The organism is Streptomyces sp. NPDC090499 (genome assembly GCF_044769305.1).
GTDB lineage: Bacteria > Actinomycetota > Actinomycetes > Streptomycetales > Streptomycetaceae > Streptomyces.
The window spans coordinates 149,150-163,730 of sequence record NZ_JBIVXP010000011.1 but is presented as its reverse complement, the minus strand read 5'-3'; the positions used below and the strand labels follow the sequence as shown (position 1 = coordinate 163,730).

Genomic DNA, 14,581 nt, shown 5'->3' with positions numbered 1-14,581 from the left:
CATGACCGACGACTCCGGGCACTCCGGGTTCCACTACTCCGAGCAGGACGTCCAGCGCGAGGTCACCGAGCTGGAGGGACGGTCCGCGACCGCCGCGCGGATCTTCGATCTGCGGCGGATCATCGGCGGGCTGTTCGTGCTGTACGGGATCATCGTCACGATCACCGGGATCACGGACTCGCAGGCCGAGATCGACAAGGCACAGGGGATCAACATCAACCTGTGGACCGGGATCGGGATGCTGTTGCTGGGGGTGTTCTTTCTGGTGTGGCTGTGGCTCAGGCCGACGCCGCCGCCGGTACCTCCGGTTGAAGAGGCCGATGACTGATTTCGGTTGTGTTCTGGCTGCGGGTGCGTGGGGGCTGGTCGCGCAGTTCCTCCCCCAGCCTTCGGCCGGGGGGACCCCAGCGCCCCTGGGGAATTGCGGTCCCCTCGGCTAGAAGTCCGGCCCCGCTGAATTGTTCAGTGGTCCAGCCCTGTCCAAGAGTCCTGTCCGTGCCGCCAGGGCCGCCGCCTCCAGTCTCGACCCCACGCCCAGTTTCATCAGGACCCGCTGCACATGCGTACGTGCCGTGCTCGGGGCGATGCCCATGCCGGCGGCGATGAGGCGGGTGTCCTCGCCGTCGGCGACGCGGACCAGGACCTCCACCTCCCGCGGGGTGAGCATCTGCAGGAGGCGCTGGCCCTCGTCGTCGGGCTGGGCGGCCGGGTTGAGGAGTTCACCGAAGGCGCCCTGGAGCAGGGCGGGTGCCACGGCGGCCTCCCCGGCCCGCGCCTTCATGATGGCCCGCTCGACGCCTTCTATCCGCTCGTCGTGCCGTACGTACCCGGAGGCGCCCGCGGCGAAGGCCGCCGCGATGCCCCGCGGGGACGGCACCGGGCCCAGGACCAGGACGGCGACCTGCGGCCGCTCCCGCTTGATCTTCACCACCGGGTCGAAGATCCCCGGCTCGGCCGGTGTCGCCGTCCCGAGCAGGCACACCTCGGGTGCCCGTGTGATCACCAGCTCGGCCGCGCCCGCCGCGGGTGCCGCCGCCGCGAGCACCCGGTGACCGCGCAGCTTCAGCGCGGAGGCCAGCGCCTCCGCGAGCAACCGGTGGTCGTCGACCACCATGAGCCGCACTCCCATAGAGCAACCCCCCAGTCCCCCCAATGGATGCCCCACTATGGATGCCCACTGGTCCGCATGGACAGAGGGCCCCCCGGCACCCCGTCCTTCATGCCCCCGGAAGCTACACGCTTGTTCGACGTTGCGCTGCCCCTACTGATGAGAAGTGCCCCGGATCGGAGGAATCTCTGGGTTTTCTCGTATTCGAGGGTGAAGAGCGCGTATCAGCCACCCGCGCCGAAGGCGGTGACCAGGTACTCCTTGGCCGACGACGAGGACGTGGCGGCGTGGGCGTACGCGGCGGACAGATACAGGTGTCCCTGGGAGTAGCGGACTTCGGCGTAGTCGGGCGACATGGTGGTCTCCACGGCCTTGACCGCCGTGGTCACCGGGTTCTCCATCAGCTTGGTCTCCTTGAACGAGCCGCCGTCGATGCTGACGACCTGTGCGCCCTTGTCGTAGGGCGCGTTCTTGTACGCGATCACATCGGGGCCGTCCATGCGCAGCGGCGTGATCGTGTAGTTGTCCCCGGCGTCGGCGCGCTGGCCGGTCTGCTTGCCGGTGCCCAGGTCGAAGGCGACGATCTCGTTGGTCTTCGTGTAGTCCCCGTCGCCGTCGTGCTGCTCGGTCGCCAGGTAGAGCCGGTCGTTGCCGACCACCACGCCCGTGCACTTCTCCAGTTCGTAGATGCCGTCGCAGCGGGCCGCGTAGGAGCTGCCCGGCGTGGAGATGCGGGTGCGCAGGGCGCCGGTCCTGTTGTCGATGGAGAAGACGTCCGAGAAGCCGCTGCCGTCTCCGGCGCTGTTGTTGATGTCGGCGGCCACCACCAGCGGGTCGGTCGACACGACGCCGGCGTAGTCGATGCCCGAGGCCATCCGGTACTCGGAGAGCACCTTGCCGGAGACCGGGTCGAGGGTCTGGATGTGCAGCTGGCCGGCGTCGCCGTTGCCGCACCTGCGGACCGCGACCAGCTTGGCGCCGCCGCCGTAGCCCGCGTCGTCGCAGCTGTCGGCCGCCTTCGGCTGCCAGCGGACCTTGCCGGAGGCGAGGTCGAAGGCGGCGCCGCCGCCGGAGCCGCCGACCGCGACCGTCTGCTGAGCCACCGTCACGTTGTCGAAGTTGATCGGCACGTCACCGGACCTGACCGTCCGGGTCCAGAGCTTCCTGCCGTTGTCGAGGTCGATCGCGGCGACCTGGGTGCAGCCGGCCGTGGAGCCCTTCGCGGGCATCTTCGGCTGGAAGACGACCGCGGTCCGGCCGTCGGCGATGACATGCCCGGTGGCGCGGCAGACCGGGCCGAGCAGCGGGACCGTCCACAGCTTCGCGCCCGAGTCGCGGTCGTAGCCGGTGATCCCGGCGATGCCGCTCTTCGCGTACACCTTGCCGGTGAGCCAGGAACCGGCGGTGACGGTGGTGTCCTTCGCCGTGGGCAGCGGGACCTGGAAGAGGACCTTGGAGGTGGTGTCCGCGGGCACCTCCTCGGTCCCCCGGCCGCTCGTGCCGCCGTCCGCACCCCGGCCACCGCTGCCGCCGCCGGCGGAGTTCGCCGTGTCGTCCTTCTTGCCGTCCCCGCCGGAGGACCTGGCGTACCAGATGCCGCCGCCGACGATCAGCGCGATGGCGGCGACCGCGGCGACGACGATGAGCAGCGCGGCGTTGTTGCGGCGGGGGCCGCCCGGGTGGCCCGGTTGGCCGCCCGGGTGGCCGTAGCCGGGCTGGGGCGGCTGCTGGTTCGGGTAGCCGTAGCCGGGCTGCTGGGCGTACGGGTTCGGGGCCGGGGGCTGCTGCGGGTAGCCGTAACCGGGCTGCGGGGGCTGCTGGCTCGGGTAACCGTAGCCGGGCTGCTGGGCGTACGGGTTCGGGGGCTGGTCGGGCGGGGGCGGCTGGGTCATGGCGGAAGTACCTCGGGAGACGGCGCGTGAGACGGCTGGGGACGGCGTGGGCTGCGGGACGGCTCGGGACGGGCCCCGCTCAGTTGCCGAAGGCCATCATCAGCTTCTCCTTCGCGTCGTCGCTGCCGGTCAGCCGTGTGGAGGAGAGGTAGAAGCGGCCGCCGGCCCAGTCGACCGCGCCGTCGTAGAAGCCGCCCTCGATGTCGGCGGTGTGCCGCGGGTTCTGCAGCAGCCTGGTGGTCCGGTGGCTCGCGCCGGTGGTCGGGATCGACACGACCTGGCCGCCCGCGTCGTAGGACGGCCGTACGTATGCGACGAGCTTGCCGCCCTCCACCTCGACCGGGTACATCGACTCGTCCGTCGGGGACTTCACCCGCCACTTCGCCGTGCCGTCGGCGAGGCTGATCGCGACGATCTCGTTGGCGCTGCCGCTCACGTCCGTCGGCAGGTAGAGGGTGTTCGCGTCGACGGCCACGCCCTGGCAGCCCTGCAGGTCGCGGGCGAGGAGCGCCCAGCCGCACTGGGGCGCGAACTTCTCGTCGACCTTGACCTCGGAACGGAAGGCGCCCTTGGCGTCCAGGACCGAGATGTTCCAGGCCTTCTTCTCCTCGTTGGTCATGTAGACCACGAGCGGGTCGACGGAGTAGGTCCGCTCGACCGACCACCCCTTCTTCACCTGCTGCGTCCACTCGACCCTGCCGGTGGCCGGGTCGAGCTGCGAGATCTCGTCGTGCTCGGCGCTGCCGCCGGCTCCGCAGGAAGCCACCTGGACCAGCCGGTCCGTGCCGCCCGCGAACGCCGTCGGGAAGCAGGACGCGCCGTACTCCTTCTTGTCGTACAGCTTGTCGCCGCTGCCGAGGTCGTACGCCGTGCCGGACTGGGAACGGCCCACCATCAGCGTCTTTCCGCTGATCGTCAGCTCGATGCTGAGCGCGCTGTCGAACAGCCCGCCGTCGGCGACGGTCGCGGTCCAGCCCTTGCGGCCCGTGTCGAGGTCGATCTCCTGCAGCTGGTTGCACTTGGCCCGGTCGCTGGTGCCGTTCATGTAGGCCACGACGACCTTGTCGTCCGCGGACTTCTGCGAGGTGACCGCGCAGATCTTCCGGGGGAACGTGATCGGGGCCCAGGCGGGGTCGCCGTTGCCCACCCGGTAGGCGAAGACCTGCTTGTACGCCGCCTTCACCGCCGTCTTCGCGGTGATCCACATGCCGGGTGCGTCGGCGCCGGAGGCGGGCGCGTCGGGTGCCGACTTGTACCAGAGCACCTTGGCCTCGCCGGACCTGCGGCCCGCGTTGAGGTTCTCCGGGTCCGCACCGCCGTCGCCGCTGCCGTCACCGGGGTCGACCGGGGTGCCGGAGGCCCTGGGGCCGTCGGACTGCCGGGCGACCGGCTTCCCGCCGCCGTCCCCGTCGCTGGTCACGGCGTACACCGTGCCGCCGACGACCAGCAGTCCGGCCACCGCCGCCGCGACGATCAGCGCGGGCTTCCCCCTGAACGGCCCGCGGCCGCCCTGGCCGCCGGGAGGCGGGGGCATCCCCGGTCCGCCGGGGTACTGCGGCTGCTGCTGGGGGTAGCCGTACCCGGGCTGCGGCCCGTACGGGCCCGGGGCGCCGTAGGGGCCGGGGGCGGGCTGCTGCGGGTAGCCGTACCCCGGCTGGGGCTGGTGGGGCGGTTGGGGAGGGAGCGGGGGCATGCCCTGGGGTGCGCCGAAAGCTCCCTGCGCGGGCGGCTGTTGCGGAGCGCCGAATCCGCCGCCGGGTGGCGGCGGGTCCTGTGGCGCTCCGAAAGCGCCCTGCGGCGGCTGGCCGGGCGGCTGTGTCATCAGCGTTCTTCCCCCTCGTTCACTGATTTTGAGCCACACCTGAGGCTGGTGGCGGACCCGTGGTCGCACTCAGGCAGTTCTCAGACTGACCTTTGTACCACCCGGCACCGACAGCCCACGGGCCCGTATCTGCCGCTGTTCCCAAGGGAGAACCGGCCCGTGATGGCGCCGTTACGCGCCTTCACGCCCCCTTCACCGCCCGCGCGCAAGGGGGTTGCGCGGGGGCGCGAAGAGGGCTGATTCACGCCGGTGGGTACGCCCGTTACGCGTCCTCCGCCAACTCCAGCCAGCGCATCTCCAGTTCCTCGCGCTCCCCGGCCAGGTCGCGCAGCTGGGCGTCGAGTTCGGCGACCTTCGCGAAGTCCGTGGCGTTCGCCGCGATCTGGTCGTGCAGCTTGGTCTCCTTCTCGGAGACGCGGTCCAACTGCCGCTCGATCTTCTGGAGTTCCTTCTTGGCCGCCCGCTGGTCGGCGGCGCTCCGCTCGGTGGTGGCGGGCTTGGCGGCCGCGGCGCCGGTGGTGACGGCGACCGCCTCCTCCATGCGCTGCCGGCGCTCCAGGTACTCGTCGATGCCCCGCGGCAGCATCCGCAGGGTGGCGTCGCCGAGGAGGGCGAAGACGCGGTCGGTGGTCCGCTCGACGAAGAACCGGTCGTGGGAGATGACGATCATCGAGCCGGGCCAGCCGTCGAGGACGTCCTCCAGCTGGGTGAGGGTCTCGATGTCGAGGTCGTTGGTGGGCTCGTCGAGGAAGAGGACGTTCGGCTCGTCCATGAGCAGACGCAGCAGCTGGAGGCGGCGGCGCTCACCGCCGGAGAGGTCGCCGACCGGCGTCCACTGTTTCTCCTTGCTGAAGCCGAACGTCTCGCACAGCTGCCCCGCGGTCAGCTCGCGCCCCTTGCCGAGGTCGACGCGCTCGCGCACCTGCTGGACCGCCTCCAGGACCCGCGTGTTCGGGTTCAGTTCGGCGACCTCCTGGGAGAGGTAGGCCAGCTTCACGGTCTTGCCGACGGCGATCCGGCCGCCCGCCGGCTGCGTCTCGCCCTCCGTCCGGGCGGCCTCGGCCATGGCGCGCAGCAGCGAGGTCTTGCCGGCGCCGTTGACGCCGACCAGGCCGATGCGGTCGCCGGGGCCGAGCTGCCAGGTGACGTGCTTGAGCAGCATCTTGGGCCCGGCCTGGACGGTCACGTCCTCCAGGTCGAAGACGGTCTTGCCGAGCCGGGTGGAGGCGAACTTCATCAGCTCGGAGCTGTCGCGCGGCGGCGGCACGTCGGCGATCAGTTCGTTGGCCGCCTCGACCCGGAAACGCGGCTTGGAGGTACGGGCGGGCGCACCGCGGCGCAGCCAGGCGAGCTCCTTGCGGACCAGGTTCTGCCGCTTGGTCTCCTCGGTGGCCGCGATCCGCTCGCGCTCCGCACGGGCGAAGACGTAGTCCGAGTAGCCGCCCTCGTACTCGTAGACGGCGCCGCGCTGCACGTCCCACATGCGGGTGCAGACCTGGTCGAGGAACCACCGGTCGTGGGTGACGCAGACCAGCGCCGAGCGGCGCTCGCGCAGGTGCCGGGCGAGCCAGGCGATGCCCTCGACGTCGAGGTGGTTCGTCGGCTCGTCGAGGACGAGCAGGTCCTGCTCCTCGATGAGCAGCTTGGCGAGCGCGATACGCCGCCGCTCACCGCCGGAGAGGGGCCCGATGACGGTGTCCAGGCCCTTGGGGAAGCCCGGCAGGTCGAGCCCGCCGAAGAGACCGGTCAGAACGTCGCGGACCTTGGCGTTGCCGGCCCACTCGTGGTCGGCCATGTCGCCGATGACCTCGTGCCGGACGGTCGCGGCCGGGTCCAGGGAGTCGTGCTGGGTGAGGACGCCGAGCCGCAGCCCGCCGGAGTGGGTGACGCGGCCGGTGTCGGCCTCCTCCAGCTTGGCGAGCATCCGGATCAGGGTGGTCTTGCCGTCGCCGTTGCGGCCCACCACGCCGATGCGGTCCCCCTCCGACACGCCGAGCGAGACGCCGTCCAGCAGGGCACGGGTGCCGTAGACCTTGCTGACGTTCTCGACATTGACCAGGTTGACGGCCATTTCACTCCTGCGCACGGGGGATGGATCGCCCGTCCAGGGTAGTCGGACGTCAGCCGTGGTCCTTCTGCTCCTGCTGACGCCGCTGGTACCACCAGACCGCGGTCACCGGCAACGCGTCGACGTCCGTGCCGGGCTCCAGGGGGCCGATGCGGTGCTCGGCCGCCACGCAGCGCGGGTCGTCGCGGCGGGCCAGCGCCGCGACCGCGTGCGCGCGCGTGTACTGCCGCTCGTCGTGCGTGAGCTCCACCAGCACGTCCCCGATCTCCGGCTCGGAACCCGAGTAGTGCCACAGCCAGAAGCAGACGTGTCCGCGTACGTCGGGGTCCGGGTCGCGGGCCAGAGTGAGAACGGCGGCCAGGCCCTGCGGGCGCAGCCCGTCCTCGTCGCAGTCCAGCAGCTCGGGCACCCAGCTGCGGATCCGGGGATCGGGATGCGTGCGGCACGCCAGGCCGAACGCGTCGGTCCCGGGGCCGTTGCGCCACGTCAACCCGTTGAGCAGGAGGTCCAGGACGTCCGGGTCCCGCTCCCGCTCGGCCCAGGGAAGCAGGGTGAGGGCCCGGCCCTGAAGGGCGGGCTCGTGGCGCTGGGCGTCCTCGATGATCGTGCTCAGCACAACGTCCGCGGCGAAGAGCCGGAGCAGCGGGTCGGGGTCGTGGCCGAGCCGGGTCGCCTCGGCCCAGGTGTCGTCGTCCAGCCGCGCGCCCAGCACCGACGCCGATTCCGCCCACACCTCGTGGTGGCGGTCCGGGCGGGTCAGGGCGCGCGCGAGCAGGTCGGCGAAGGGCGTGCGCAGCCGCAGCCGCGCCTCCAGGGCGGTGAGGAAGGCCGCGTGCGCGTCGCCCAGCGTCAGCCCGCCGAGGGTGCGCCGCTCGTGCCCGCAGCCGCTCTCGTCCTCCTGCCGGGTCCGCGCGGCGGGGCCCGGCAGGCCGGTACGGCGGCGCAGTTCGGTCTCCGGGTCGGTCACCGCCTGCCGGCGGGCGTGGTCCAGCAGTTCCTCGCGCAGCGGCCCGGGGTACAGGGCCGTCTCGGGGACGACGGCCCAGGCCAGTCCCGGTGATCCGGTTTCCACCGCCCGCAGCAGCGGGGTGGTGCCGTCGGGCAGCCGTCGCAGCGGGTCGGCTCCGCCCTGCACCAGGGCCTCGGCGACCGGCTGGTCGTGGGCCGAGATCGCCCGGCACAGCACGGGCAGACCGGTGGTCCCGTCGGCGGCGTCCGGATCGGCGCCGGCGGCCAGCAGGTCCTCGACCTGGTCGGCGTCGCCGCGCCGTACGGCCGCGACGAGCGGGTCCGCGTCCGTGTCCCCCGTGCCCATGTGTGTGCCCCCGCGTTCTGCTGGAAGTGCCGCGACATAGCGGCTGCCGGTTGCTGCGCCGCCGTGGCCGGTCGCGCATTCTGCCCCCCCGCCTTCGGCCGGGGCCCCGGCGCCCCTCCGGGGCGCTTGCTCAGGCTCGGCGGATCACCGTGGCGCCCGGCGCGGGGGCGGTCGCGGTGCGTACCGTACGGCAGGTGCCGGAGGTCCGCAGGGCGTCGGCGATCTTCGTGGCCGTCTCCGGATCGCGGGCGAGGAAGGCCGTCGTGGGCCCCGAGCCCGAGACGAGTGCGGCGAGCGCTCCGGCCCCGCGCCCCGCGTCCAGGGTGTCGGCGAGTTCCGGGAAGAGGGACAGGGCCGCGGGCTGGAGGTCGTTGGAGACGGCGGCGGCGAGCGCGTCGGGATCACCCTTCGCCAGGGCCTGGAGCAGATCCGCCGAGGCCACCGGCGCCGGGATGTCCCGCCCCTGCGCCAACCGGTCGAACTCGCGGAAGACGGACGGCGTCGACAGCCCCCGTCCGGCCATCGCGAACACCCAGTGGAAGGTGCCGCCGGTCTCCAGCGCGGTCAGCCGCTCGCCCCGCCCGGTACCGAGGGCGGCCCCGCCGACCAGGCTGAACGGCACGTCGCTGCCCAGGTCGGCGCAGATGGCGAGGAGTTCGGCGCGGGAGGCGCCCGCCTGCCAGAGCTCGTTGCAGGCGAGGAGCGCGCCCGCGCCGTCCGCACTGCCCCCGGCCATGCCGCCGGCGACCGGGATGTCCTTGGCGATGTGGATGTGCACGGCCGGTTCGATGCCCCGGCGCCCGGCGAGCGCGAGCGCGGCGCGCGCCGCGAGGTTGGTGTGGTCGAGGGGGACCTCGGCGGCGTCCGGGCCCTCGCAGGTGACGGTCAGCTCGTCGGCGGGCGTGACCGTGACCTCGTCGTGGAGGCCGACGGCGAGGAAGACGTTGGCCAGGTCGTGGAAGCCGTCGGGGCGCGCGGCGCCCACCGCGAGCTGGACGTTGACCTTGGCGGGGACGCGTACCGTGACGCTCACTTACCGGACTCCTTGTGCTCGGCGTGCTCGGCGATCCTGGCGAACTCCTCGACCGTCAGCGCCTCGCCGCGGGCCTGCGGCGAGACCCCGGCCGCGACCAGCGCCGCCTCGGCGGCCGCCGCGGACCCGGCCCAGCCGGCGAGCGCCGCCCGCAGGGTCTTGCGGCGCTGCGCGAACGCCGCGTCGACGACCGCGAAGACCTCGCGCCTGGAAGCCGTCGTCTTCAGCGGTTCCGCGCGCCGGACCAGGGAGACGAGTCCGCTGTCGACGTTGGGCGCGGGCCAGAAGACGTTGCGCCCGATGGCACCGGCGCGCTTGACCTCGGCGTACCAGTTGGCCTTGACGGACGGCACGCCGTACACCTTGTTGCCGGGTCCGGCGGCGAGCCGGTCGGCGACCTCGGACTGCACCATCACCAGCGTCCGCTCGATGCTCGGGAAGGTCTCGAGCATGTGCAGGAGGACGGGGACGGCGACGTTGTAGGGGAGGTTCGCGACGAGTGCGGTCGGCGGCGGGCCGGGCAGCTCGGTGACGTGCATCGCGTCGGAGTGGACCAGCGCGAACCGGTCCGCGCGCGCCGGCATGCGCGCCGCGATCGTCGCGGGCAGGGCACCGGCCAGGACGTCGTCGATCTCGACGGCGGTGACCCGGTCGGCGACCTCCAGGAGCGCGAGCGTGAGGGACCCGAGCCCCGGGCCGACCTCCACGACGACGTCGTCCGGGCGGACCTCGGCGGTCCGGACGATCCGGCGGACCGTGTTGGCGTCGATCACGAAGTTCTGGCCGCGCTGCTTGGTGGGGCGGACACCGAGCGCTGCCGCAAGCTCACGGATGTCGGCGGGGCCGAGGAGGGCGTCGGGGGTGGGGCTGCTCACGGGACAAGGGTACGGGCCGCCGCGATCGCCTCCTGCCGGTCGCCCGTACGGCGGCTTCCGGCGGTCACTTGTGCAGCCGCACCCCGCAGTGCGGCCAGGGCGTGGAGCCGCGGCTCACGTAGAGCTTCTTCGCGCGGAACGTCTGCTCCCCGGCCGAGGCGTCCTGCGGGCGCCCGCTGCCGCCGAGGCTGTGCCAGGTGTGGGTGTCGAACTGGTACAGCCCGCCGTACGTCCCGGAGGGGTCCACCGCGTGCGGGCGGCCGCCGGACTCGCAGGCGGCCAGACCGTGCCAGTTGAGGCCGTCGGCGCCGGTCACGGAGTCGGGGTGCGGCTTGGTCCCCACCTTGACCAGCTGGGTGCGCGCCTCCCGGACCACCTCGGCCGTCTCGCGGCGCGGCTTCTGCCGGACTCCGTTGACGGAGCGCAGGTAATATGTCACACGTCGCAGCCCCGGCCGCCCGGCCCGCTCCACCACCTCGGTGCCCTTGAACAGCGTCGGGTCCGCCGTCCGCCGCACCTGGAACGGGATGGTCTCCTCGCGGACCTCCTTGCTGCCGGTGACGCGGAGCACGGTCACCGTCTGCCCGTCGCGCGGAAAGCCGGTCTGGGACACGGAGGTGGTGTCCTGGCCGTGCAGGGTGATCCCGGCCTCCTCGACGGCCTCGCCGACGGTCGCGGCGTTGGTGCGGATGGTCCGGGTCCGGCCGTCCGCCAGGATCGTGACCGTGCGCTCGGTGCGGACGTCGAGCGCGAGCCCGGCGCGTCCGATGTTCTGGGAGCGCGAGGCGGACAGGTAAGCGCCCTCGGCCCGCACCCCGAGCTGTCTGAGCGCCCCGTCCACCGTGTGTGCCGTCGTCCACAGCTCGCGCCGTTCGCCGTCCAGTGTGAGCCGTACCGGGCGGCCGTAGCGCACCGCGACCTCGTCGCCGCTGGCCAGGGCGGTACCGGGGGCGGGGGCGACCACGTCGTGCGTGCCGACCGGTACGCCCTCCTCGGCCAGCAGTCCGGTCACGTCGTCGGCGAACGTGTGCAGGGTGCGCGGCTTGCCGTCCACGGTCAGCTCGATCGCCTTGTCCTTGGCGAGGAACGCGGTGGTGCCGCCCGCGAGGAACGCGACGACGAGCGCTTGCGGCAGCAGCCGGCGTACGGCCGACTCGGGGCGCTTGGAGTACTTCGCCTTGCGCCGGCGCGCGGCGCGTCGCCCTGCGCCGGCGCGCTCACCTGCCTCCCGCGCCTCCTCCTCCGCCGCCCCGCGCTCGTCCTGCCGCGGCAGCACCTGCTCACCGGCGTACGCGTGCGCGGCCTGCGCCGCGGCCTCGTACGCCGGCTGGTACGTGTCGTCCCCGTACGCCGTGCCGTATGCGGGCGCCCCGGGGTCGTGCACGCCGTGCATCTCCTGCGCGCCGTGCACTCCGGGCGCGCCGTAGGGGTCGTACGCCCCAGACGTCTCGTACTGCGATGTGCTCACGCCGACACGCTCCAGAGGGCCAGAGGGGTCCGGATCGGGCCCCCAGAACCTAGCGGAGCGTCCGTCACTCTCCAAAGCGGCACGACTACCCACGGTCGCGCGCGGACCAAAGGTGCACCCCGGCGAACGTTATGCGTCGGTTACGATCGGTACACGCTCAGTAGCCGAAAGCGCGGGCCGTGTTCGCGCCCAGGGCCGTCGCCAGCGCGTCCTCGTCGATACCGCGCACCGCGGCCATCGCGCGCACCGTGACCGGAATGAGATACGGGGCGTTGGGCCGTCCGCGGTACGGCGCGGGGGTCAGGAAGGGGGCGTCGGTCTCCACCAGGAGCAGTTCCAGCGGGGCCACCGCCACCGCGTCCCGCAGGTTCTGGGCGTTCTTGAAGGTGACGTTGCCGGCGAAGGACATGAAGTAGCCCTCGCGGGCGCACACCTCGGCCATCGCGGCGTCCCCGGAGTAGCAGTGGAACACCGTCCGCTCGGGGGCACCCTCCTCCTTGAGGACCCGCAGGACGTCGGCGTGCGCGTCGCGGTCGTGGATGACGAGGGCCTTGCCGTGCCGCTTGGCGATCTCGATGTGGGCGCGGAAGGAGCGCTCCTGGGCGTCCTTTCCCCCGGGCCCGGTCCGGAAGTGGTCGAGGCCGGTCTCGCCGACGCCCTTCACCTGGGGCAGCCCGGCCAGCCGGTCGATCTCGGCCAGCGCCTCGTCCAGCGCCGTGTCTCCACCCCCCGCGCGAGCCCCCTGCCGGGACCAGCCTCCCCCAGCCCCAGGGGGCTGGGAGGTGCCCCCAGGATCGCCGTGCACGATGCGCGGCGCCTCGTTGGGGTGCAGGGCGACGGTCGCGTGGACGTTCGCGTGCGCGGCCGCGGTGTCGGCCGCCCACCGCGAACCCTTGACGTCGCAGCCGACCTGGACGACGGTCGTGACGCCCACCGAAGCGGCCTTCGCGAGGCCCTCCTCGACCGTGCCGGACTGCATGTCGAGGTGCGTGTGGGAGTCGGCGACGGGCACCCGGAGGGGTTCCGGGAGCGGCGGCGCCGCGTTCTTGTCGGCCGTACGGGAGGCCGTACCGGGGGCGTTCGAAGGCATGCCCCGATCCTACGAAAGGGGCATGCCCGCCGGACTCCGGGCCGGGTCAGCTCGCCTTGCGCTGGAAGGGATGCAGGAGATCCGACAGGTGCCAGTGGTGCACCGCCTTGGCCTCGGCGGACGTCTCCGTCACGGCCGCCCCGGCCTCCGCGCCGTCCTGTCCGGCCAACCGGCCCTGCGCCGACGGCTGGTGCGACCGCTGCGCCGCGTTCCGCACCGACGAGACCTGCCCCGCGCGCATGATCCTCAGGACCTGGCCGTCGCAGTTCTGGCACGAGGGCCGGCTCAGCGGTGACGGGACGACCCGGCCGTTCGCCACGTACTTGACGAACTCGTGGTTGTCGGCGTCGGTGTGGTGCTCTATCTCGTACGACTGCTCCCAGCCGTGCCCGCATCGCATGCAGGCGAAGGAATACGACTCGTGGACGACGGCTGTGGCCGCACTGCTGAGGCCGGTCTGCCCTGCGATCTCGCTCATGCCAGCTCCTCTTGTCCGCTTGGACAAGCACGCACCCCCGGCGCGGGGATTCCCCCCGGAATCCCATGGGGGTGAGGGACGGGTGCGTCCCTCACGACCAGTGGACGCCTTCACCCACGCGAATGCGACCGGCCTGCCGAGTGTTGGAGGCGATTTGGAGTCGGCTTGCCAAAGGGGCCTCACCGCGTAGGGCTGGGCTTTGCGTTTCCCGCCTCTGCTTTACCGTCCCGTGGGGCGCGCGCTCAGAGGAGAAGCACCCCGCTCAGAGGACACATCACCGCAGGTCAGGGGCGCACGCTCAGCCGAGAAGCGGCTCGCTCAGAGATCAAGGAGCGCCCCCTCGCAACGCCGTTGCCGAAGCGCCCCGTCAGGGGCGCGGGGAACTGCGCGACCAGCCCCCGCCGCCCCGCACACAACTACACAAGAGCAACCACGACGGCGCCGCCGAAACCCCCCTCACCCATCGGCACGCTTCGCGGCGACCACGGCGTCGAACACCATCCGCTTGGGAATCCCCGCCGCCACCGCCACCGCCGCGATCGCCTCCTTGCGGCGCTCCCCGGCCTCCTCCCGCACCCGCACCCGCCGCACCAGTTCCTCCGCGTCGAGTTCCTCGGGCCCCCGCTCGGGCGCGCCCTCGACGACGACGGTGATCTCGCCGCGCACCCCCTCGGCGGCCCACACCGCCAGCTCGGCCAGCGGCCCGCGCCGCACCTCCTCGTACGTCTTGGTCAGCTCGCGGCAGACGGCGGCCCGGCGCTCGGCGCCGAAGACCTCGGCCATGGCGGCGAGGGTGTCGTCGAGGCGGTGCGGGGCCTCGAAGTAGACGAGGGTGCGGCGCTCCTCGGCGACCTCCTGGAGCCGTGCGCGGCGCTCGCCCGCCTTGCGCGGCAGGAACCCCTCGAAGCAGAAGCGGTCCACGGGCAGCCCCGACAGCGCGAGCGCGGTGAGCACGGCGGAGGGCCCCGGCACGGCCGTGACCCGGATCTCCTTCTCCACGGCGGCCGCGACCAGCCGGTAGCCGGGGTCGGAGACGGACGGCATCCCGGCGTCGGTCACGAGCAGCACGCGCGCGCCGCCGACGAGTTCCTCGACCAGCTCCGGTGTGCGGGCGGCCTCGTTGCCCTCGAAGTACGACACCACGCGTCCCCTGGGCGTCACCCCCAGCGCCTGGGTGAGCCACCGCAGCCGCCGCGTGTCCTCGGCCGCGATCACGTCGGCGCCGGTCAGCTCCGCGGCGAGCCGGGGCGGGGCGTCCGCGACGTCGCCGATGGGGGTGCCTGCGAGGACAAGGGTTCCAGTCACACCTCCATCCTCGCAGCCGCCACCGACAGCGCCGTCCCCGGCGGACCCCGGGGGGCGGCGAACGCAAAGGAACCCACCGTGAAGCCCCATTGCACGGGACTCACACAGAACGGTTCCCTACGATGGC

General features: G+C 72.7%; 12 protein-coding genes. 1 reads left to right on the top strand and 11 read right to left on the bottom strand.

Annotated features, from left to right (window positions below; all coding sequences use genetic code 11):
• Position 1 precedes the first annotated feature (1 nt).
• The gene (locus ACIQVL_RS34065; RefSeq protein WP_403477277.1) at positions 2–328 is read left to right on the top strand and encodes a hypothetical protein; all 327 of its coding nucleotides are present in this window, start codon (positions 2–4) and stop codon (positions 326–328) included.
• A gap of 108 nt (positions 329–436) precedes the next feature.
• Here the strand turns inward: ACIQVL_RS34065 and ACIQVL_RS34060 are convergent, their stop codons facing one another.
• The 11 genes from ACIQVL_RS34060 to rsmI all read right to left on the bottom strand — a co-directional run bounded on the left by ACIQVL_RS34060 (position 437) and on the right by rsmI (position 14,454).
• Positions 437–1,129, bottom strand: a complete 693-nt coding sequence (locus ACIQVL_RS34060; RefSeq protein WP_390046926.1) for a LuxR C-terminal-related transcriptional regulator — start codon at positions 1,127–1,129, stop codon at positions 437–439.
• Between the two features lie 203 nt (positions 1,130–1,332).
• Complete coding sequence (locus ACIQVL_RS34055; protein WP_403477276.1) at positions 1,333–3,000, bottom strand: PQQ-binding-like beta-propeller repeat protein; 1,668 nt, start codon at positions 2,998–3,000, stop codon at positions 1,333–1,335.
• A gap of 79 nt (positions 3,001–3,079) precedes the next feature.
• Positions 3,080–4,822, bottom strand: a complete 1,743-nt coding sequence (locus ACIQVL_RS34050) for a PQQ-binding-like beta-propeller repeat protein (RefSeq protein WP_403477275.1) — start codon at positions 4,820–4,822, stop codon at positions 3,080–3,082.
• A 262-nt stretch (positions 4,823–5,084) separates the two neighbouring features.
• A complete protein-coding gene (locus ACIQVL_RS34045; protein WP_403437195.1) occupies positions 5,085–6,893 on the bottom strand; it encodes an ABC-F family ATP-binding cassette domain-containing protein in 1,809 nt (602 codons plus the stop codon).
• A gap of 49 nt (positions 6,894–6,942) precedes the next feature.
• Positions 6,943–8,205 (bottom strand): HEAT repeat domain-containing protein, encoded by a 1,263-nt coding sequence (locus tag ACIQVL_RS34040; RefSeq protein ID WP_403477274.1) that lies wholly within the window; start codon positions 8,203–8,205, stop codon positions 6,943–6,945.
• Between the two features lie 130 nt (positions 8,206–8,335).
• Positions 8,336–9,238 (bottom strand): 4-(cytidine 5'-diphospho)-2-C-methyl-D-erythritol kinase, encoded by a 903-nt coding sequence (locus ACIQVL_RS34035; RefSeq protein ID WP_403437191.1) that lies wholly within the window; start codon positions 9,236–9,238, stop codon positions 8,336–8,338.
• Positions 9,235–10,113: a 16S rRNA (adenine(1518)-N(6)/adenine(1519)-N(6))-dimethyltransferase RsmA gene (gene rsmA, locus ACIQVL_RS34030; RefSeq protein ID WP_403437190.1), complete on the bottom strand. Its 879-nt coding sequence runs from the start codon at positions 10,111–10,113 to the stop codon at positions 9,235–9,237. The genes ACIQVL_RS34035 and rsmA overlap by 4 nt, the downstream gene beginning before the upstream one ends.
• A 64-nt stretch (positions 10,114–10,177) precedes the next feature.
• Positions 10,178–11,581 (bottom strand): ubiquitin-like domain-containing protein, encoded by a 1,404-nt coding sequence (locus ACIQVL_RS34025; protein ID WP_403477273.1) that lies wholly within the window; start codon positions 11,579–11,581, stop codon positions 10,178–10,180.
• Positions 11,582–11,738: 157 nt separating this feature from the next.
• Positions 11,739–12,671, bottom strand: coding sequence for a TatD family hydrolase (locus tag ACIQVL_RS34020; protein ID WP_403437188.1), 933 nt, complete (start codon positions 12,669–12,671; stop codon positions 11,739–11,741).
• A gap of 46 nt (positions 12,672–12,717) precedes the next feature.
• Positions 12,718–13,149 (bottom strand): hypothetical protein, encoded by a 432-nt coding sequence (locus ACIQVL_RS34015; RefSeq protein ID WP_403437187.1) that lies wholly within the window; start codon positions 13,147–13,149, stop codon positions 12,718–12,720.
• A gap of 456 nt (positions 13,150–13,605) precedes the next feature.
• A complete protein-coding gene (gene rsmI, locus ACIQVL_RS34010; RefSeq protein WP_403437185.1) occupies positions 13,606–14,454 on the bottom strand; it encodes a 16S rRNA (cytidine(1402)-2'-O)-methyltransferase in 849 nt (282 codons plus the stop codon).
• Positions 14,455–14,581 lie beyond the last annotated feature (127 nt).